Source organism: Uliginosibacterium aquaticum (genome assembly GCF_012972705.2).
Lineage (GTDB): Bacteria > Pseudomonadota > Gammaproteobacteria > Burkholderiales > Rhodocyclaceae > Uliginosibacterium > Uliginosibacterium aquaticum.
Map to the genome: position 1 here is coordinate 72972 of NZ_JABCSC020000001.1, position 18901 is coordinate 91872.

The 18901-nt window shown below is 64.3% G+C and carries 18 protein-coding genes; 6 read left to right on the plus strand and 12 right to left on the minus strand.

The genetic code is table 11. From position 1 onward, the window contains the following. Positions 1-78: 78 nt before the first annotated feature. The 5 genes from HJ583_RS00365 to HJ583_RS00385 all read right to left on the minus strand — a co-directional run bounded on the left by HJ583_RS00365 (position 79) and on the right by HJ583_RS00385 (position 6315). Positions 79-1260 carry a phosphoglycerate kinase gene (locus HJ583_RS00365; protein WP_170019520.1) on the minus strand — a complete coding sequence of 394 codons (1182 nt, stop codon included), beginning with the start codon at positions 1258-1260 and terminating at the stop codon, positions 79-81. Positions 1261-1323: 63 nt separating this feature from the next. After that, positions 1324-2334 carry a type I glyceraldehyde-3-phosphate dehydrogenase gene (gap, locus tag HJ583_RS00370; RefSeq protein WP_170019522.1) on the minus strand — a complete coding sequence of 337 codons (1011 nt, stop codon included), beginning with the start codon at positions 2332-2334 and terminating at the stop codon, positions 1324-1326. Between the two features lie 129 nt (positions 2335-2463). Further along, complete coding sequence (gene tkt / locus HJ583_RS00375) at positions 2464-4470, minus strand: transketolase (protein WP_170019524.1); 2007 nt, start codon at positions 4468-4470, stop codon at positions 2464-2466. Positions 4471-4633: 163 nt separating this feature from the next. Further along, a complete protein-coding gene (locus tag HJ583_RS00380; RefSeq protein ID WP_170019526.1) occupies positions 4634-5518 on the minus strand; it encodes a phosphoribulokinase in 885 nt (294 codons plus the stop codon). After that, the gene (locus HJ583_RS00385; RefSeq protein ID WP_170019528.1) at positions 5515-6315 is read right to left on the minus strand and encodes an inositol monophosphatase family protein; all 801 of its coding nucleotides are present in this window, start codon (positions 6313-6315) and stop codon (positions 5515-5517) included. The genes HJ583_RS00380 and HJ583_RS00385 overlap by 4 nt, the downstream gene beginning before the upstream one ends. A gap of 94 nt (positions 6316-6409) precedes the next feature. On the opposite strand from HJ583_RS00385, the gene HJ583_RS00390 reads away from it, so the two are divergent. From HJ583_RS00390 to HJ583_RS19010, 4 genes are all read left to right on the plus strand, one after another. Continuing rightward, a complete protein-coding gene (locus HJ583_RS00390) occupies positions 6410-7132 on the plus strand; it encodes a 16S rRNA (uracil(1498)-N(3))-methyltransferase (RefSeq protein WP_170019530.1) in 723 nt (240 codons plus the stop codon). A gap of 61 nt (positions 7133-7193) precedes the next feature. Next, positions 7194-8522 (plus strand): amino-acid N-acetyltransferase, encoded by a 1329-nt coding sequence (argA, locus tag HJ583_RS00395; protein ID WP_170021278.1) that lies wholly within the window; start codon positions 7194-7196, stop codon positions 8520-8522. An 11-nt stretch (positions 8523-8533) separates the two neighbouring features. After that, complete coding sequence (locus HJ583_RS00400; protein WP_170019532.1) at positions 8534-10327, plus strand: sensor domain-containing diguanylate cyclase; 1794 nt, start codon at positions 8534-8536, stop codon at positions 10325-10327. Further along, positions 10324-10527, plus strand: coding sequence for a DNA gyrase inhibitor YacG (locus HJ583_RS19010; RefSeq protein ID WP_170019534.1), 204 nt, complete (start codon positions 10324-10326; stop codon positions 10525-10527). Before HJ583_RS00400 ends, HJ583_RS19010 begins: the two co-directional genes overlap by 4 nt. A gap of 78 nt (positions 10528-10605) precedes the next feature. On the opposite strand, the gene HJ583_RS00410 is transcribed toward HJ583_RS19010, so the two are convergent. From HJ583_RS00410 to HJ583_RS00420, 3 genes are read right to left on the minus strand one after another with little or no spacing between them, the layout of a single operon-like run. Continuing rightward, on the minus strand, positions 10606-11541 hold the full coding sequence (locus HJ583_RS00410; protein ID WP_170019536.1) for a Nudix family hydrolase: 936 nt from the start codon (positions 11539-11541) through the stop codon (positions 10606-10608). A 12-nt stretch (positions 11542-11553) separates the two neighbouring features. After that, positions 11554-12252 (minus strand): M15 family metallopeptidase, encoded by a 699-nt coding sequence (locus HJ583_RS00415; RefSeq protein ID WP_170019538.1) that lies wholly within the window; start codon positions 12250-12252, stop codon positions 11554-11556. A gap of 10 nt (positions 12253-12262) precedes the next feature. Then, complete coding sequence (locus HJ583_RS00420) at positions 12263-13129, minus strand: ATP-binding protein (RefSeq protein ID WP_170019540.1); 867 nt, start codon at positions 13127-13129, stop codon at positions 12263-12265. Positions 13130-13247: 118 nt separating this feature from the next. Between HJ583_RS00420 and mltA the strand changes: the two genes are divergently transcribed. Both mltA and HJ583_RS00430 read left to right on the plus strand, forming a co-directional pair. Then, positions 13248-14471 (plus strand): murein transglycosylase A, encoded by a 1224-nt coding sequence (gene mltA / locus HJ583_RS00425; RefSeq protein ID WP_170019542.1) that lies wholly within the window; start codon positions 13248-13250, stop codon positions 14469-14471. Between the two features lie 204 nt (positions 14472-14675). Continuing rightward, positions 14676-15272: a cysteine hydrolase family protein gene (locus tag HJ583_RS00430; RefSeq protein ID WP_170019544.1), complete on the plus strand. Its 597-nt coding sequence runs from the start codon at positions 14676-14678 to the stop codon at positions 15270-15272. Here HJ583_RS00430 and HJ583_RS00435 read toward each other — a convergent pair. From HJ583_RS00435 to HJ583_RS00450, 4 genes are read right to left on the minus strand one after another with little or no spacing between them, the layout of a single operon-like run. After that, the gene (locus HJ583_RS00435; RefSeq protein ID WP_101942120.1) at positions 15254-15979 is read right to left on the minus strand and encodes an ABC transporter ATP-binding protein; all 726 of its coding nucleotides are present in this window, start codon (positions 15977-15979) and stop codon (positions 15254-15256) included. The genes HJ583_RS00430 and HJ583_RS00435 overlap by 19 nt on opposite strands. Further along, the gene (locus HJ583_RS00440) at positions 15969-16742 is read right to left on the minus strand and encodes an ABC transporter ATP-binding protein (RefSeq protein WP_101942119.1); all 774 of its coding nucleotides are present in this window, start codon (positions 16740-16742) and stop codon (positions 15969-15971) included. The genes HJ583_RS00435 and HJ583_RS00440 overlap by 11 nt, the downstream gene beginning before the upstream one ends. Beyond that, positions 16739-17839, minus strand: coding sequence for an ABC transporter permease subunit (locus HJ583_RS00445; RefSeq protein WP_101942118.1), 1101 nt, complete (start codon positions 17837-17839; stop codon positions 16739-16741). Before HJ583_RS00445 ends, HJ583_RS00440 begins: the two co-directional genes overlap by 4 nt. Before the next feature lie 24 nt (positions 17840-17863). Continuing rightward, the gene (locus HJ583_RS00450; RefSeq protein ID WP_170019546.1) at positions 17864-18865 is read right to left on the minus strand and encodes a branched-chain amino acid ABC transporter permease; all 1002 of its coding nucleotides are present in this window, start codon (positions 18863-18865) and stop codon (positions 17864-17866) included. Positions 18866-18901: the final 36 nt, after the last annotated feature.

An 18901-nucleotide genomic window follows, 5' to 3' on the forward strand; every position in this document is an offset into this window, starting at 1 on the left:
TTGCAGGCTTGGCAGCCGGAGTATCTTGTTTGCTCATCGGGAGGCGGAGTTTAGCGGTAGTAGTGAATTCCGGGCGGTTCAGTGTGCGCGTTGCTGCAGGGCTTCAATGGCTGGCAGGGTCTTGCCTTCGAGAAACTCGAGGAAAGCACTGCCGGCGGTCGAGATGTAACCGATCTGTTCTGCGATGCCGAATTTGGCGATGGCGGCGATGGTGTCGCCACCACCTGCCAGACTCATGGCCGAGGATTCTGAAATCGCCTTGCCCAGCATGCGGGTGCCTTCGGCGAAGGCGTCGAATTCGAAGACGCCGAGCGGTCCGTTCCACACGATGCTACGGGCAGTCTGCAATTGTGCCGTGAGTTTTCCAGCGGTTTCCGGACCAATATCAAGAATCATGTCTTCATCGCCTACTTCGGCGACGCTTTTGATCGAAATTTCGGCGTGCGGCGAGAATTCCCGCGCCACCACCACGTCCACCGGCAGGGGCACTGCTGCGCCACGTGCGACCATCTTGTCGAGAATGCGCCGGGCGTCAGGCACCAGATCGGTCTCCACCAGCGAGCGGCCGATCGGGTAACCGGCCGCCAGCAGGAAGGTATTGGCGATCCCGCCGCCAAGGATCAGCTGATCGGCCTTGTCGGCCAAGCTATCAAGGATGGCGAGCTTGGTGGATACCTTGGAGCCACCGACAATCGCCAGCAAGGGGCGTTCGGGCGTTTCCAGGGCTCTGCTCAGAGCTTCCAGCTCGGCGGCCAGCAATGGCCCGGCACAGGCGATCGGCGCAGCCAGCGGCAGGGCGTGGGTGGTGCATTCGGCGCGGTGGGCGGTGGCGAAAGAATCGTTGACGTAAATGTCGCAGAGCTTCGCGAGGCGGGCGGCGAGTTCGGGGCTGTCCTTCTTTTCGCCTTTGTTGAGGCGGCAGTTTTCGAGTAGCACGATCTGGCCGGGTTCGAGTTCAAAATCTCCGCCGATCCAGTTCGGAACCAGCGGTACAGGGCGGCCCAGCAAGCGGCTCAGTTGCGTAGCGATTGGCGCCAGTGAGTCTTGAGGATTCGGCTCGCCTTCGGTGGGGCGGCCCAGGTGCGAGGTGACCATCACCGCTGCGCCCTGAGCGAGGGCTATCTGAAGCGCCGGTAGTGCGCTGTGGATGCGTGTGTCGTCACCGATGTTGCCGCTGTCGTCGAGCGGCACATTGAGGTCGGCACGGATGAACACGCGCTTGCCGGCGAGATCGAGATCGCTGAGTTTCCGGAATTGCATGGCCAACCTCCCGGCGGGAGCCGAAAAAAACGAGCCGCTGGTTCTCAGCGGCTCGTTCGGGTCTTACTTGCTGGCTGCGACGCGGACCATCTCCAGCACCTTGTTGGAGTAGCCCCACTCGTTGTCATACCAGGACACGATCTTGACGAAGGTCGAGTCCAGGGCGATGCCGGCGTCGGCATCGAACACCGAGGTGCAGGACTCGCCACGGAAGTCGGTCGACACGACCTTCTCGGTGGTGTAGCCCAGCACGCCCTTCATAGCGCCTTCAGAGGCAGCCTTCATGGCGGCGCAGATGGCTTCGTAGCTGGCTTCCTTGTTCAGTTCCACGGTCAGGTCGACCACCGAAACATCGGAAGTCGGCACGCGGAAGGACATGCCGGTCAGCTTCTTGTTCAGCTCGGGGATCACCTTGCCCACGGCCTTGGCAGCACCGGTCGAGGACGGGATGATGTTCTCGAGGATGCCGCGACCACCGCGCCAGTCCTTGTTGGACGGGCCGTCAACGGTCTTCTGGGTGGCGGTGGCAGCGTGCACCGTGGTCATCAGGCCGCGCTTGATGCCGAAGGTGTCGTTCAGCACCTTGGCGACCGGAGCCAGACAGTTGGTGGTGCAGGAAGCGTTGGAGATGATGGCCTCACCGGCGTAGCTGGCGTGGTTCACGCCGTACACGAACATCGGGGTGTCGTCCTTAGACGGAGCGGACATCACGACCTTCTTGGCGCCGGCGGCGAGGTGCTTGTCAGCACCCCATTGACCGCTCTTCTCGAGGAACAGGCCGGTGGACTCGACGACGACATCGGCGCCGACTTCGTTCCACTTCAGGTTGGCCGGATCGCGCTCGGCGGTCAGGCGGATACGCTGACCGTTCACGATCAGGGTGTTGCCTTCAACGGAGACTTCACCCTTGAACTTGCCGTGCACGGAGTCGTGCTTGAGCATGTAAGCAAGGTAATCAGGCTCGAGCAGGTCGTTGATACCAACGATCTCGATGTCCTTGAAGTTCTGCACGGCGGCGCGGAACACCATGCGGCCGATACGACCGAAACCATTGATGCCGACTTTGATTGCCATCTTGTCTTACTCCTGAGAACAAAAATAATTGTTGAACAATCCACCACCATCGCGTGCTGCGCCGGACTGTTGAATCCTGCCGGCTTCACCGGAGCGGGGGAGCACCCTGGTGCGCGAAAAACAAACAGTCTAAACCAGACTCTTGATGGCTTCGACCACCTTCTCGGGCGTGAAGCCGAAGTGCTTGAACAGCGTACCGCCAGGGCCGGATTCACCGAAACGGTCCATGCCGATGACAACGCCTTCCAGCCCGACATATTTGTACCAGCCATCCGACACACCGGCTTCGATCGCCACGCGTGGCAAACCCTTGCCGAGCACGGCTGCCTTGTAGGCGGCGTCCTGTTGATCGAACAACCGATTGCAAGGCATCGACACCACGCGCACCGGCACACCGGCTTCCGCCAGCTGCTTCTGCGCGGCCAGCGCCACGCCCACTTCGGAGCCGGTGGCGATGATCACGGCCTTGGCGTCGGCGGCATCAACCAGCACGTAGCCACCCTTGCGGATATCGGCCAGTTGCTGGGCGCTGCGGGCGCTGAAAGGCAGGTTCTGACGCGTCAGGGCCAGCACGGTCGGGCCATCGGCGCGCTCGATGCCGTGAATCCAGGCCACCGAGGCTTCAGTGGTGTCGGCTGGGCGCCAGACATTCAGGTTCGGGATCAGGCGCAGCGAAGCTGTGTGCTCCACCGGCTGGTGGGTCGGGCCGTCTTCGCCCACGCCGATCGAGTCGTGCGTGAACACCATGACCTGGCGGATGTGCATCAGCGCGGCCATGCGGATCGCGCTGCGGCAGTAGTCCGAGAACACCAGGAAGGTGGCGGTGTAGGGGATGAAGCCGCCATGCAGCGCAATGCCGTTGGCAATCGCCACTTCGGCGAACTCGCGCACGCCGTAGTTGATGTAGTTGGCGTCATTCACGCCCGGCAGGAAATCCTTGGTGCCAGACCAGTGCGTGAGGTTCGAGCCAGCCAGATCGGCCGAGCCGCCGAGCAGCTCGGGCAGACTCGGTGCCAGCGCTTCGATGGCGTTCTGCGAAGCCTTGCGGGTGGCGATGGTTTCGGCCTTGGCCTGAACCTTTTCGATCAGTGCGTCAGCGGCAGTCTTGAAGCCGGCCGGCAGTTCACCAGCAACGCGGCGCTTGAGTTCAGCGGCCAGTTCCGGATGTGCAGCGGCGTAGGCGGCGAATAGAGCATTCCACTCACCTTCAGCCTTGGCGCCAGCGGCCTTGGCATCCCACTGGGCGTAGATGTCAGCCGGCACTTCGAAGGCCGGATGCGGCCAGTTGATGGCCTTGCGCACGCCTTCAATTTCAGCTGCGCCGAGCGGGGCGCCGTGTGCGTCGCAAGTGCCGGCCTTGGTCGGGGCGCCGGCGCCGATGGTGGTGCGGCAGATGATCAGGGCCGGGCGTTCGCTGTCGGCCTTGGCCTCTTCGGTCGCGGCCTGCAGGGCGGCAGCGTCATGGCCGTTGATCGGGCCGATCACTTGCCAGCCATAGGCTTCAAAGCGCTTCTTGGTGTCGTCGGCAAACCAGCCGCCGACTTCGCCGTCAATGGAGATGTTGTTGTCGTCGTAATAAGCGGTGAGCTTGCCGAGCTTCCACAGGCCGGCGAGCGAGGCGACTTCGTGGCTGATGCCTTCCATCAGGCAGCCATCGCCGAGGAAGGTCCAGGTGCGGTGGTCGACGACGTCAAAGCCCGGGCGGTTGAAGCTGGCGGCGAGCATCTTCTCGGCCAGCGCGAAACCGACGGCATTGGCGATGCCCTGACCGAGCGGGCCGGTGGTGGTCTCGACGCCCGGGGTGTAATGCACTTCAGGATGGCCAGGCGTCTTGGAACCGAGCTGGCGGAATTTTTTCAGCTCATCGAGCGGCAGGTCGTAGCCCGTGAGATGCAGCAGCGCATACAGCAGCATCGAGCCGTGGCCGTTGGAGAGCACGAAACGATCGCGGTTGCTCCAGCCCGGGTTGGCCGGGTTGTGGCGCAGATGGCGGCGCCACACCACTTCGGCGATCTCGGCCATGCCCATGGGCGCGCCGGGGTGGCCTGAATTGGCTTGCTGGACGGCATCCATGGCCAGCGCACGGATGGCGCCGGTAAGGGGAGTGAATTCGATGCTGGGGGTGCGGGTGCTCATGTTGGATCTCGGCGGTGCGCCATCAGGGGTCGGGAACCTTGCATTATCTGACAAGCCCCGCTGCTTCGCCACCGGCGATTGATAGCCTTGAATTACGAATTTTCGTAGAAACGATAGCTGAGCCGGGGTGGGCTGGAATTGATGGAACTCAATCCGTTCGGGTTTACCCGGAATGTTGCGCTGCAGCGCGTTTCTCCAGCAAAGCCTTGATTCGCGGTAGCAAAATCACCTGTAGGCCCAGCTCCAGCATTGGGCCTGGCATGACCAGGGTGTTTGGGCGGGTCATCCAGCTGCCATGCAGTAGGGTGAGCAGTTCCGGGAAGTTGACGCCGGCCGGGTTGCGGAAACTCACCACCACCAGGGTTTCGTTGGGCAGTGGCACATCCTTGGCGGCGAAAGGGTTGGATGTATCGACGATCGGCACGCGCTGGAAGTTGATATGGGTGCGCGAGAATTGCGGCACGATGGTGTGCACGTAATCGTCCATGCGGCGCAGGATGGTGTCCTGCACGGCCGGCAGGCTGTGGCCACGCTCCTGCATGTCGCGCATCAGCTTCTGGATCCATTCCAGGTTGATGGTGGGTACCACGCCGATCAGGAGATCCACATGCCGCGCCACATCTACCTTGTCGGTCACCACGCCGCCGTGCAAGCCTTCGTAGAAGAGTAGCTCGCTATCCTCGGGCAAGGCTTCCCAGGGGGTGAAGCTGCCCGGTGGCAGGCCGCGGTGCAGGGCTTCTTCGGTGTCATGCAGATAGCGCCGGTTGAGGCCCTGGCCGGTTTCGGCATAACCGGCAAAGAGGGCTTCGAGCTCGTCGAAGAGATTGGCGGCGATTCCGAAATGACTCGGGCCGCGCTCGCCACGTAGCTCGGCAGCGAGGATCTTTTCCTGCATTTCGCTGCGTGAGTAGCGGTGAAAGGCATCGCCTTCCACGCAGGCGGCGCGGATGCCCTCGCGGCGGAAAATGTGGCCGAAGGTGCGCGAGATGGTGCTGGTGCCGGCACCGGAGGAGCCGGTTACGGCAATGATCGGATGACGAGCGCTCATTGACGATGAACCTGCAGCCAGGCCAACCATTCGCCGTAGAGGCCGGGGTCCGCCGCCAGCACCACTGCGCGCTTGGGCAGCGGGGCCGCTTCCAGTGGGCCGCCATCCAGCACGCCATACACGCCACCGGCTTCTTCAAGGATCAGGCGCCCGGCAGCGTAATCCCACAGGGCCTGGCCGCCGTGCAGGTAAACGTCCAGCCGGCCGGCTGCGACAAAGCACCACTCCAGCGCCGAGGAGCCGAAGTTGCGTTGCGAGTAATACGGTGGCGTCATGACCAGATTGGCCGCCAGCTTGTTCGGAATGCGTTTGAAGTCGATGCCGGCCACCGAAAAGGCCAGGCGTTTGGCAGGGGCGCGCAGCGGCAGGCGTTTGCCGTTGAGCCAGGCGCCGGCGCCCTTGGCGGCGTAGAAGGATTCGTCGGTGGTGGGGTTGTAGACCACTCCGAACTGGGTTTCGCCGCCCACCAGATAGGCAACGGAGACGGCGAAGAGCGGTACGCCGTTGGCAAAATTGGTGGTGCCGTCGATCGGATCGATGCACCACACGCCTTCCTGGCCGGCCTGCCAGCACTCGAGCTGCTGCTCGGGCGTCATCTCTTCGCCGATCACCGGGGCATCGAGCACTTCCGGCAGGCGTTCAAGCAAGGCCTGCTGCGAGGCCAGATCGGCGGCGGTGACCGAGCTGCCGTCGTCCTTGAACTCACGGGCGGCACGCAGGAAGTGCGGCATGATGGCCTCGCGGGCCACATCGCGGACGACGGATTCCAGCGCACGGGCACGGGCAAGCAGAGGCATGGCGGACTCTCGGGTGGATTCGGCGAGGCAGCCGGGGATGCCCGGCCATATAATGTTCGATGCTCGCGCGTGCGAGCTGAACGATCATAGCACCATGCCCCCACGCTTCCATTGCCCCCTGCCACTTGCTGCCGACCAGAGTCTGCGCCTGCCTGCCGAAGTGGCGCACCATGCTCTGCGCGTGCTGCGCCTGACTTATGGCGAGTCCATCGTGGTGTTCGATGGTGCGGGCACGGAGTATCTTGGCGAGCTGATCAAACTTGATGGTGAGGCGGCGGTGCGCCTCGACAGAAAGCTGGATGTGCAGCGTGAGGCGCCATTGGCGGTAACGCTGGTACAGGCGCTGGCGGTAGCCGACAAGATGGACTGGATCGTACAGAAAGCGGTCGAGCTCGGTGCGGTGGGCGTTCAGCCGGTGGATGCCGAGCGCTGTGTGCTGAAGCTTGCTGGCGATCGCGCTGGCAAGCGCATCGAGCATTGGCGGCAGGTGGCGGTTTCCGCCGCTGAGCAATGTGGGCGCAGTCATCTATGTGCGGTGGGTGAGCTGCAGAAACTTCCGGTTTGGCTGGCACAGCCGATGGCCGGTGAGCGCTGGATTCTGGCGCCGGAGGGCGGTACTAAGCTGTCGGCCATGCCGCGCCCGACGGAGCCTGTGAGCCTTCTGATCGGCCCGGAAGGGGGCTGGAGTGACAAGGAGCTGGCGGCTGCGCAGGCCGCCGGTTGCACGCCCGTAAGTCTCGGACCGCGCGTGCTGCGTACCGAGACGGCGGGTCTGGCGGCGCTGGCCGCGATGATGGCCCTGTGGGGCGACTATTGAGATGGACAGAATGAATCAGGAAAACCGGGTACTCAGCGCCAACCTCTCCGCCGCGGTGCGCATGGGCGATGACGAAGCCATTCGTTTCGTCGACTGGGTGCGCGGCGCCGCGCCTTACTTCCATGCCTTCCGTGGCAAGACCTTCGTGCTCGCCTTTGGCGGTGAAGTGGCGCAGGGCGAGCTGATGGAAGACTTGTGTCACGACTGCAATCTGCTGGCCGCGCTGGGCGTGCGTCTGGTGCTGGTGCATGGCGCGCGGCCGCAGATCGAGGCCGAACTGGCCCGGCGCGGGCAGGAGTCGCGTTATCACAAGGGCTTGCGCATCACCGACGAAGCCGGGCTGGAGTGCGTCAAGGCGGCGGTCGGCGTCACTCGCATCAATATCGAGGCGGCCTTGTCGCAAGGCTTGCCGAATACGCCCATGGCCGGCGCCTACATGCGCGTGACTGGCGGCAACTTCATTACCGCGCGGCCGATTGGTGTCGTTGACGGAGTCGACTATCAATATACCGGCACCGTGCGGCGCGTGATTGCCGAGGAAATCAAGGCCGATCTGGATCAGCAGAACGTGGTGCTGATTTCCAACCTCGGCGTGTCACCCTCCGGCGAAATCTTCAACCTCGTGATGGAAGAAGTAGCCGAAGCGGTGGCGATTGCCCTGCAGGCCGAAAAGCTGATCTACCTGTGCGATGCGCCGGGCTTGCTGGATGAAGAAGGTCGCCTGATCGAGGCCATCACCGCCGAAGAGGCCGAGCGCAAGCTCAATGCTGGCGTCGGTCTCACCGAGGACCTGCACCTCTTCCTGCCGCGCGCCATCAAGGCTGTGCGGCGCGGCGTGGCACGTGCCCACCTGATCGATCGCGACAAGGACGGCGGGCTGCTGCTGGAGTTCTTCACCCGTCAGGGTGTGGGCACCATGGTCAGCCGTGAGCCCTTGCATCGCCTGCGCGACGCGACCATCGACGATGTGGCCACCCTGCTGCAGTTGCTCGGCCCGCTCGAAGCCGATGGCACCCTGGTACGGCGCGGCCGCGAGCTGATCGAGATGGAGATCGATCGTTTCGTGCTCGCCGAGCACGATGGTGTGGTGGTCGGTTGCGCTGCGTTGTATCCCTTCCCTGAAGATGGCATGGCCGAAATGGCCTGCCTCGCAGTGACCAGCGAATTCCGTCGCGCCGGTCTCGGTGAGCGCCTGATGCAGCACATCACCGAGCGCGCGCGTAGTGCTGGCTACAGGGAGCTCTTCGTGCTCACTACACGCACCCAGCACTGGTTCCGCGAGCGGGGCTTCCGAGAGGCCGGGCCGGAGGAGCTGCCCGAGCGCAAGCGCGATCTGTACAACTTCCAGCGGCGCTCCAAGATTTTCATCAAGTCCCTGCTGCCGGGCTGAGGATCAGACGCGTGCTGCACGACCTGCGCAAGCGCCTCTTTCCGGAAGACCTTCACTATCGCCGCTGGTTGCGCATGCTGCGCATCTATGCGCTGAGTGCAGGCCTTGTCGCTGGCTCGGTGGACCTCGTGGTGGATAGCGTGGCCAATGGGGGCGTCGAAGCGACCACGCTGCTGGCGGCGAGCATCACGGCCTTGGTTACGATCCTGCTGGTGACTGGCGCTTTTCTCGCTTCGCGCGAGATCGCCCAGAACAATGCCCGCCGCATGATCCGGCGCCTGGAAGACTCGGTCATTGACGGTAGCCTGCCGCACATGCCGAGTCTTGGCTGGGAACTCTTTGATCGGGGCCGCGAGGCCACGCTGCGCTTGCTGGAAGATCGTGACGAGAAGATCGCCGGTCTGCAGCGCGAGTTGGAGTTCTACCGCCCCTTGGCTGAGGACATGCCCGGCCTCGAGTTGCTCTTCGATCTGGATGGGCGCCTGGTGTGGGCCAATCCGGCGGTCCACACGCTGACCGGCTACAGCGCGGCTGAATGCCTTCAGGCCGCTGACCCGGCCTGTCTGTGGGTGTATGCCAAGGATCACGGCAGCCTGCGGGCCATGCTGACGGTTGCGCTGCAGGGCGAGCCGCGAGAGGGCCAGGAATTGCGTGTGCAGCATCGCGACGGCACGCTGCGCTGGTATGCCTGCCGCTGGTATTCACTGCGTGACGCGCAGGGCGGCATCTGCGGCATCCGCATGTCCGCTCAGGATGTGCAGGCGCGCAAGGATGCCGAGCTCAAACTGCTCGAAAACGTGGCTGCCTTGCGTCGTGCCCAGGCGCTCAAGGAACACTACCTCAAACGCAGCAATGACGAACGCATGCGTCTGGCGGCGTTGCTGGAAATGCTCAGCGTGGGCATCCTGTTCGTCGATCACGACCACCGCGTGGTGTATGCCAATCAGCGCTGTGCGACGATGTGGGGGCTGGGCGACCGCAACGATATGGTGGGCGTGCGCGACGAGATCGTTCTGGCCAAGACCGGGGCGCAGCGCGTCGACAACCAGGCCTACCTGCAGCACGTTGAAGAGGTCGTCAGCCAGCAGCAGGAGAACACCGTCTACGACATCTACTGCAGCGATGGTCGGGTGATCCGCGAGCGCTCGTCAGGCGTGCCCTCCGCTGAAGGCGACATGCTGATCGGACGGGTATGGATCTTCGAGGACATCACGGAAACCCTGCAGACCCAGGCGCGCCTCACCGAACTGGCCGAGCGCGATCCGCTCACCGGTCTCTACAACCGGCGCCGCTTTCATGAAGACCTGGGGCGCATGCTCGCCGAGAGCAACCGGCGCAAGGAGGCGCTGGGTTTGCTGATTTTTGACGTGGACAACTTCAAGGACATCAACGAGGCCCATGGCCATCAGAGCGGTGACGAGATGCTCTGTGCGCTGGCTACCGAGCTGCGTCAGGTGATCCGCCGCAACGAGTTGCTGTTCCGCCTCGGTGGTGACGAGTTCGCCATTCTGGTGGCCCAGCCGACCCTCGAGAGCGTCGCCTATATCGCGCGGCGAGTGGCCCAGCGGGCCGAACAACTCCGCCTCGAATTCAACGACGAAACCTGCCAGCTCAGCATCAGTATCGGTGTCGCGCTGGCCCCATTGCACGCGCATGATGTCGACAGCCTGGTGCAGGCTGCAGATCGTGCGCTGTATCAGGCCAAGGCCGATGGCCGCAACTGCTGGCGCATGGCTTTCCGCTGGAATGGCGAAGAGCCGCATGTCGCCAGTTTCATTTCCAACGCTCCCGAGACCTTGCAGTGAGTCAGCCTTCCAGCCCCGCCAAGCCCCGTACTGTTACCTGCCCGCAATGCGGCAAACCCGCGCTGTTTGCGCCCGAGAACAAGTATCGCCCCTTCTGCACCGAGCGCTGCAAGCTCATCGACATCGGCGCCTGGGCGTCGGGTGCCTATGTGGTGCCGGGGCAGGAAGAGCCGCTGTCGGACGAAGAGGGAAAGCTGTAGGGCGCCAATCGCCCGCAGGGCATTGCGCCGGCTGGGCGAATCACGCCGCGGCGCAATGCGCTTCGCTTCGATTGCGCCCTACGCCCACGCCCCGCGAATCATCGCCATGCCGTGCGCACCATGCGCGCGGGCGTGAGCCATGTCCGTCGGCGTAAGGCCACCAATGGCCAGCACCGGAAGAGGCAGTCCGGCACACAGTTCGACAAAGCGCACCCAACCCAGATCCGGCTGACCGGCGTGGCTGGGCGTTTGCTGCACATGGCCCAGCAGCGCGTAGTCCAGCCCCAGTTCGGCAGCCTTCTCCAGCTCGGCGCGGGTGTGACAGGAGGCGCCGACCCATTCAGATTCCGGTCGCGCGGTGAGCTGCATGAGCAGGCGGGCAGGCAGGTGCAGGTTGGCGCCGGGGTGAGCTGAGGCTTCGATCTCGGCCGCGTTCAGGCTGCACAGGGCGCCAGCCTTGGCGCAGCGAGCCTCGACTTCAGCGATGAAGGCGGCGCGTTCGACGGGTGGCATGTCCGGCTCGCGCACCTGTACCCATTTGAGGCCATTGGCCAGCGCCCGATCCAGCGCGGCGAGCTGGGTTTTCACGCCGACCTGCGCAGCCTGCGTCACGCCCATCACGCGAGGCAGGCGCAGGGCTTTCAGGATCGGGCCGTTGGCCGGCAGCATCGGGCCTACCTCAAGTGCATCGGCCTGCTGCCAGGCCAGTGCGCTGTGCACCTTGGCATGCGCTTCGCCCCGCCACTGTGTGACTTCGAAGAAGTGCAGATGCACATGGGCGTGCTCATACACATGCTCGCGGGTCAGCCAGGGGTTGGCCACTTCGACCTCGATGGCGAGCTCTTCGGCGAGCTCGCGCACCAGCGCCTCACGCGGCGTTTCGCCGGCTTCCACCTTGCCGCCGGGGAATTCCCAGTAGCCAGGGTAGAACGTGTCAGGCGCGCGCTGACCGAGGAGGAATGAGCCGTCCGGGCGGGTGATGACGGCGGCGGCGACGTGGGTGATTTTTTTCATGATTGGGAGGCGTCAGGCCAGAGCATTGGCATTGGATACGAGACAGACCTGGCTGGCATGAATGGCGGCCAGACGATTCAGGACGATGGATTTACCCGGGAGTTCCGCCGGGAGGATGGCTTCTTCGAGCAGGCTGAGACTCAGTGAGGCGAGTGCGGATTGCGAGACGGGTGCGTAGGACAGATGCCAGGGCTCTGGATGCAGGCCACCACGCTCGGCATCATACGGCCGGAAAAAACCGAAGCGCGCCATGTTCTGGTCCAGCCACTGACTCAGATAGGCAAAGATGCCTTCGGCGGCATATTCCTCGGGCAGCAGTTGCAGGCGGTAGCCGTTTGGCAGTGCTGCCTGATCGAAGACATCGAAGTCGCTGCCCCAGTGGTGGCGGCTGGCGCCGGGGAGGGCCGACCATTCGAGGATCGCGCTGACGCGTCCGGCGTCGTCCAGGGTGCTGTCGTCAATCTGCCTGCCCGTGGCGTCGTATAAAGGCAGTTCGCCGCGCCACTTGCGTTGCCAGATGCCGAGCTGTGCATCGAAGCTGCGGAAGGCACTGGCCGGGCGCAGATCGATGCGTTCGGCAGCGGCGGCCTCGCGCATGCGCAGAAACGCGAAGGCCGCTTCGGAGTGGGCGCGAAACGTCGTGCCATCGGCGAACTGGAATTCGCGGATGTGGCTGTCGCTGCGACCGGTGAGCTGAAGCGGGTCAAGCATGGGGGTGTCGTCAGGCGTCGGTGCGTCCCGCAAAATCCCGCGCAAACTGCCAGGCCACCCGGCCGGTGCGCGAGGCGCGCATCTGCGACCACAGCAGGGCCTCGGCGCGGATGCTTTCCTCCCATGCGGCGAGGCTGACGCCAAAGACCGTGAGCCAGTGGCGCACGATGTCAAGATATTCATCCTGGGTAAAGCTGTAGAAGCTCACCCACAGACCGAAGCGGTCTGACAGCGAGATCTTTTCCTCGACGGCTTCGCCCGGATGGATCTCGGCGTCGCCATGGCGGGCCTGCAGGTTGTCGCTCATGTATTCCGGCATCAGGTGGCGGCGATTGCTGGTGGCATAGATCAGCACGTTGTCCGGCACCGCCGCGAAGCTGCCATCGAGTACGCTTTTCAAGGCCTTGTAGGCCGGCTCACCATCCTCGAAGGAGAGATCGTCGCAGAACAGGATGAAGCGCTCCGGGCGAGCTGCGACGAGCTCGACGATGTGCGGCAGGTCGGTGAGATCGGTCTTGTCGACTTCGATCACGCGCAGGCCCTGGTCGGCGTATTCCGTGAGTACGGCCCGCACCAGCGAGCTCTTGCCGGTGCCACGGGCGCCGGTGAGCAGCACATTGTTGGCACGGCGCCCGAGTACGAACTGGCGCGTGTTGGTGGCGACGCGTTCTTTCTGCTCATCGATGTCGCACAGGTCAGCGAGGCGGATTCTGTGCAGGTTGTGCAGTGGCTCCAGCCAGCCCCGGCCCTGACGGGTGCGCCAGCGATGCGCCAGCGCGCTCCAGTCCGGCGCAGGTGGGGCAGGGGGGAGCAGGGCTTCGAAGTGCGCCAGCACGTGTTCGGCGCGGAGCAGCAGGCGTTCAAGTTCGGGGCTCATGCGATTTTCCTGTTGGAGCGGCCATCAGCCGCGAACCCTGCGCGGCCGATGGCCGCTCCCACACATTGGCGTGGGCCGCCCAGTATACTTCCCGGCTTCACCAACGAGGGCGGCAAGCATGAAGCACGCGTGGATTCTGGCAGGGCTGTTGATTGCAGGTTGTGCTTCGCAAAGCGTGCCGCTTGAGCCGGCGAGTGGCGAGAGCTGTCCGGTGTGCCCGGTGTGCCCCGAGCCGGAGAAGAAGCCCGAGCCACCGGTGAGCCAGTCGGCTCCCGCCGCGCCGGCCTTCCGAGAAGCGGCCTGGAGCGAGCTGCCGGACTGGTCGCGCGATAAGCTCGACGAAGCCTGGCCGGGCCTGCTGGCCTCGTGCCGGGCGATCCGCCAGGCTGAGGTGAAGGCCGCCTGGGCGGCCACCTGCGAGGCCGCAAAGACGCTGGGCGACAAGCCCGCCAGCGCGCAGGTGCGTGCCTTTCTGGAGGAGCGCCTGCAGCCGCTGCAGATCCAGAACGCGGATGGTTCGCAGGAAGGCCTGATCACCGGCTACTACGAGCCGCTGATTCAGGGCAGCCGCTGGAAGAGCGCGAAGAATCCGGTGCCGGTACACGCGCTGCCGGACGATCTGCTGCAACTCGATCTGGGCGAGGTCTATCCGGAAACGAAGTCCCTCCGCCTGCGCGGGCGCATCGAGGGGCGCAAGGTCGTGCCCTACTGGTCGCGGGCGCAGATTGAAGCGGCCGGCGAGGCTTTCCCGGCCAAGGTGTTGCTGTGGGCGCACGACCCAGTGGAGTTTTTCTTCCTGCAGGTGCAGGGGTCGGGACAGGTGCAACTCGCCGATGGCAGCCGCGTGCGCATCGCCTATGCCGACCAGAACGGCCACCCCTACAAGTCCATCGGCCGTTGGCTGATTGACCGTGGCGAGCTGACCCTGGCGCAGGCCAGCGCGCAGGGCATCCAGAAGTGGGCGCGCGAGAATCCGCAGCGCCTCTCCGAGCTGCTGAATGCCAATCCGAGTTATGTGTTCTTCCGCGAAGAGGCGGCTAATGGTGAAGGCCCCAAGGGTTCGCTGGGTGTGCCGCTCACGGGCGGACGCGCGATCGCGGTGGATACCCGCACGGTGCCGCTGGGCGCGCCGGTGTTCCTGAGCTTTGCGATGCCCGATGGCAAGCCGGTGCGCCGCCTGATGCTGGCGCAGGATACCGGCGGCGCGATCCGTGGCCGGGTGCGGGCGGATTTCTTCTGGGGCTTCGGGGCGGAAGCCGGCGCGCAGGCCGGCAAGATGCGCCAGCAGGGCAAAATGTGGCTGCTGTGGCCCAAGGGCGCCGCCTTGCCGATGGCGCAATGAAGCGCAGGTCGGACCAAACCTGACACGGTGCGGCTGGCGCGACCGGCAGGAAACATCGCTTTCGGCTTAAACCCGTCGGGGCAGGGGGCGCCGGGGTATCCGTGAAGAGGCGCTTGAGCGCTGGCTTTGCACGCTGTGCCTGCCTTGCAGGTGGCACTGCCCGTCCGAGGCAGATCATGGCGCCGGGGGCAAAGCGCGGCTTGAATGGCAGCAGGAAGCTCCTTGCTGATCATCATGATCGAACTGCTGCCCCGGATCCTGACTGTGAGTTTGTTGTGCCTGGCCCTGTGGTTGGGCTGGCGGGCGTATTGCCAGTCGCCGCTGCGCCTGCGCCAGATCCGGCCCTATCGTCAGTCACGCGGCGCGCTGGTGGTGCTGACGGCGCGCGAGGGCCATCTGGCGCAGAGCATCGCGCAGGTCGAGGCGCATATCGAGGCGGCGATGGCGCTGGGTTTGCCGGTGATTACCGTACAGCAGACCGAGAGCCTGATCATGAGCGTGGTGAGTAGCCTGCTCGGCCGGCATCCGCACGGTGAGGCCAACGCCGAGGGGCATCTGCTGATGTTCACGGTGAGCAGTGAAGATGCTTTCGACAATGCGGCTTTCGAAGCCCTGCTGGTCGCCTTGCAGGTTTCCGAGCTCTACATCCTCAGTGCCAATCCGGCTTTCCCGCCCGAACCTACGGTGTGCAGCGCCCGGGCACGTGGCTATGAGACGCGTACCTTGCGCCCGGCCGCTGCGTCGCAGCCCGCGCGCGCCGAGGCACGCGGGCTGGGTGGCTATCAGGCTTCGCCGAGGTAGGCGCTGCGCACGGCCGGGTCGTTCAGCAGCTCGCTGCCCGAGCCGGCCAGGGTGATGCGGCCGCCATCCATCACATAGCCGCGGCTGGCAAATTCCAGCGCGAGGTTGGCGTTCTGCTCCACCAGCAGGATGCTCATGCCTTCCTTCACCACGGTCTGGATCACTTCGAAGATCTTTTCGACCACCAGCGGGGCGAGGCCCATCGAAGGCTCATCCAGCAGCAGCAGCTTGGGGCGCGAAAGCAGCGCGCGGCCGATCGCCACCATCTGTTGTTCGCCACCGGAGAGGGTGCCGGCAACCTGGGCCAGACGTTCCTTCACGCGCGGCAGCATGCTGTAGACGCGCTCGAGATCCTGCTCGATGGCTTCCTTGTCGTCGCGTGTGTAGGCACCCATGCGCAGGTTTTCTTCCACCGTAAGGCGGGTGAAGATACCGCGGCCTTCCGGCACCAGGGCGAGGCCCTGGCGCAGGCGCAGGTGGGCCGGCAGCTTGCTGATGTCCTGCCCGGCGAAGCGGATCTCGCCACTCTTGATCGGCAGGGTGCCGGAGATGGCATTCAGGGTGGTGGTCTTGCCGGCGCCGTTGGCACCGATCAGGCACACCAGCTCGCCGGTGCTGACGTGAAAGTCGATGCCCTTCACGGCCTGGATCTGGCCGTAGGCGATCTGCACGTCCTTGAGTTCGAGGATGGTGTTGTCAGTGGGCATGGCTGCTTCCCAGATAGGCTTCGATCACTTCCGGATTCTTCTGCACTTCGGCCGGTACGTCTTCGGCGATCTTCTTGCCGAAGTTCAGCACCGCGACGCGATCGCACAGGCCCATCACCAGCTTCACATCGTGTTCGATCAGCAGCACGGTGACGCCGTCCTGGCGGATCGTGGAGATGAGGTCGCGGAGTTGCGAGGTTTCGGTGGCGTTCATGCCGGCGGCCGGTTCGTCCAGCGCCAGCAATTGCGGTTCGGTGGCGAGTGCGCGGGCGATCTCCAGACGACGTTGATCGCCGTAGGAGAGGTTGCGCGAGAGCGTGGTGGCGTGGCGCTCGATGCCCACGTAACGCAGCATCTCGAAGGCACGCTCGGTGATCAGGCGCTCTTCTTCGCGCATGTGACGGTTCTGGGTGAGGATGCCCCACAGGCTCGAATCCGAGCGCAGGTGGTGGCCGGCCATCACGTTTTCCAGGGCGGTCATTTCGCGGAACAGACGGATGTTCTGGAAGGTGCGTGCGATGCCGCGCGCTACCACTTCATGCGGCTTGCCGGTGGGCAGCTCGCTGCCGGCGAAGATGAACTCGCCGCCATTAGGCGTGTAAGCACCGGTCAGTACGTTGAAGAAGGTGGTCTTGCCGGCGCCATTGGGGCCGATCAGGCCGTACACCTCACCCTTGCGGATGGTCAGCGAGACGTCCGACAGCGCGGTGAGGCCACCGAAACGCTTGCCGATGTTCTGGGCTTCAAGAAGGGTGATGCTCATTCAGTGATCCTCCCGGCGCCGGCGAGTTCTGGTCGTGAGTAGCGGGCATGGGCAGGCAGCAGGCCGGCCGGGCGCAGCAACATCATGAAAATCATGGCCAGCGAGAGCAGCAGCATGCGCAGCACTTCCGGATCCAGGATCACATGGCCGAACAGGGCTTGCTGCACCGGCAGGGCCACGCTGCGCAGCAGTTCGGGCAGCAGCGAGAGGGCGATGGCGCCGAGGATCACGCCGCCGAGGTTGCCCATGCCGCCGAAGACCACCATGGTCAGGATGGCGATGGATTCCATCAGCGAGAAGGATTCCGGTGACACGAAGCCCTGGAAGCTGCCGAACAGGCCGCCGGCCACGCCGCCGAAGGTGGCGCCCATCGAGAAGGCCAGCAGCTTCATGTTGCGGACATTGATGCCGATGGCCTTGGCAGCCAGCTCGTCGTCACGAATCGCAGCCCAGGCACGGCCCACGCGCGACAGTTGCAGGCGCCGGATCACGATCACTGAGCCCACCACGCAGAGCAGGAACACGTAATAGAACAGCACCAGCGAGTTGATCTTGAAGTCATCCGTGATCTGGATGTGGCGCGAGATGTCCCAGCCGAACAGGCTCAGGGAATCGAGCATGTTCACGCCCTGTGGCCCGTTGGTGATGTTGATCGGGTGGTTCAGGTTGTTCATGAAGATGCGCACGATTTCGCCGAAGCCCAGCGTGACGATGGCGAGATAGTCGCCCCGTAGCCGCAGCACCGGTGCACCGAGGATCAGGCCAGCGAGGGCCGCGAAGCCGGCACCGGCCGGCAGCACGATCCAGAACGGCAGGTGCAGGCCAAAGTGCGGCGAGGCCAAGAAGGCCCAGGTGTAGGCGCCCACGGCGTAGAAGGCGATGTAGCCCAGATCGAGCAGACCGGCAAAGCCCACCACCAGGTTCAGGCCCAGCGCAAGCATCACGTAGAGCAGGGCGAAGTCGAGGATGCGCACCCAGGTATTGCCCGCCGACAAGGCGATCATGGGGGCAATCAGCATCAGCGCCAGCACCACGCCGCGTGCAGCACGCGGGTTGCGGCTGCCGAGCCAGGGAACTGCTTCAGCAAGTTCGTACATAAGAAGGTTCCGTAAAGAATGGGGTCAGGCGCGATCGGATACGCGCTCACCGAGCAGGCCGGTGGGGCGGAAGATCAGCACGATGCCGAGAATCACGAAGGCGAAGATGTCCTGATAGTTCGAGGACAGCAGCTCGAAGCTGCCACCGTTGGCGCAGGTCTCGATCAGCGAGGCGCTTTGCGCCCAGCTTGGCAAGTGGCACAGATCGGTAGCCGAGCCGAGGTAGCCGGCACCGATGGATTCCACCAGGCCCAGCACCACTCCACCGACCATCGCGCCACCAAGGTTGCCGATGCCACCCAGTACCGCTGCGGTGAAGGCCTTCAGACCTGGCGTGAAGCCCATCGCGTAATGCGCCACACCGTAGTTGGACGAGAACATCACGCCAGCTACGGCGGCCAGGGCTGAACCGATGATGAAGGTGGTGGCGATGATCTTGTTGGTATCCACGCCCATCAGGCTGGCTACGCGGTGATTCTCTGCGGTGGCACGCATGGCGCGGCCGAGCCGGGTCTTGTTCACCAGCAGGATCAGGCCGGTCATCAGCAGGGCAGAGCTGACCAGGATGATGATCTGCACGGGCGTAATGAACACGCCTTCCACCGGCTGCAGCGGAGTGGTCGTGATCAGCTGCGGGAAGCTGTGGTAATTGCGCCCCCAGATGATCATGGCCAGCGTCTGCAGCAGGAAGGACACGCCGATCGCGGTGATCAGCGGCGCCAGGCGCGGTGCGTTGCGCAGACGCCGGTAGGCGGTGCGTTCGATGATGTAGCCGAGTGCCATGCACACCGCCATCGCCACCGTGAGGGCGATCAGCAGGGTGGGAACAGCCCCGAGCAGGGGAAAGGCTTTTTGCAGGAAGAGTACAACCTGCAGGGCAACCAGGGCACCGACCATGAGCACGTCACCGTGCGCGAAATTGATCAGGCCGAGGATGCCGTAGACCATGGTGTAGCCGAGGGCGACGAGCGCATACACGCTGCCTACCACGAGGCCATTGACGATTTGCTGGAGCAGGGTTTCCATGATCCGGGCGTAAGTCGAAAGTTATAGACAAGGCAT

What these genes read in the sequence shown, in the direction of transcription:
- HJ583_RS00365 (WP_170019520.1), bottom strand. Translation starts at nt 1,260, where the DNA reads ATGCAATTCCGGAAACTCAGCGATCTCGATCTCGCCGGCAAGCGCGTG.
- gap (WP_170019522.1), bottom strand. Translation starts at nt 2,334, where the DNA reads ATGGCAATCAAAGTCGGCATCAATGGTTTCGGTCGTATCGGCCGCATG.
- tkt (WP_170019524.1), bottom strand. Translation starts at nt 4,470, where the DNA reads ATGAGCACCCGCACCCCCAGCATCGAATTCACTCCCCTTACCGGCGCC.
- HJ583_RS00380 (WP_170019526.1), bottom strand. Translation starts at nt 5,518, where the DNA reads ATGAGCGCTCGTCATCCGATCATTGCCGTAACCGGCTCCTCCGGTGCC.
- HJ583_RS00385 (WP_170019528.1), bottom strand. Translation starts at nt 6,315, where the DNA reads ATGCCTCTGCTTGCCCGTGCCCGTGCGCTGGAATCCGTCGTCCGCGAT.
- HJ583_RS00390 (WP_170019530.1), top strand. Translation starts at nt 6,410, where the DNA reads ATGCCCCCACGCTTCCATTGCCCCCTGCCACTTGCTGCCGACCAGAGT.
- argA (WP_170021278.1), top strand. Translation starts at nt 7,194, where the DNA reads ATGGGCGATGACGAAGCCATTCGTTTCGTCGACTGGGTGCGCGGCGCC.
- HJ583_RS00410 (WP_170019536.1), bottom strand. Translation starts at nt 11,541, where the DNA reads ATGAAAAAAATCACCCACGTCGCCGCCGCCGTCATCACCCGCCCGGAC.
- HJ583_RS00415 (WP_170019538.1), bottom strand. Translation starts at nt 12,252, where the DNA reads ATGCTTGACCCGCTTCAGCTCACCGGTCGCAGCGACAGCCACATCCGC.
- HJ583_RS00420 (WP_170019540.1), bottom strand. Translation starts at nt 13,129, where the DNA reads ATGAGCCCCGAACTTGAACGCCTGCTGCTCCGCGCCGAACACGTGCTG.
- mltA (WP_170019542.1), top strand. Translation starts at nt 13,248, where the DNA reads ATGAAGCACGCGTGGATTCTGGCAGGGCTGTTGATTGCAGGTTGTGCT.
- HJ583_RS00430 (WP_170019544.1), top strand. Translation starts at nt 14,676, where the DNA reads ATGGCAGCAGGAAGCTCCTTGCTGATCATCATGATCGAACTGCTGCCC.
- HJ583_RS00435 (WP_101942120.1), bottom strand. Translation starts at nt 15,979, where the DNA reads ATGCCCACTGACAACACCATCCTCGAACTCAAGGACGTGCAGATCGCC.
- HJ583_RS00440 (WP_101942119.1), bottom strand. Translation starts at nt 16,742, where the DNA reads ATGAGCATCACCCTTCTTGAAGCCCAGAACATCGGCAAGCGTTTCGGT.
- HJ583_RS00445 (WP_101942118.1), bottom strand. Translation starts at nt 17,839, where the DNA reads ATGTACGAACTTGCTGAAGCAGTTCCCTGGCTCGGCAGCCGCAACCCG.
- HJ583_RS00450 (WP_170019546.1), bottom strand. Translation starts at nt 18,865, where the DNA reads ATGGAAACCCTGCTCCAGCAAATCGTCAATGGCCTCGTGGTAGGCAGC.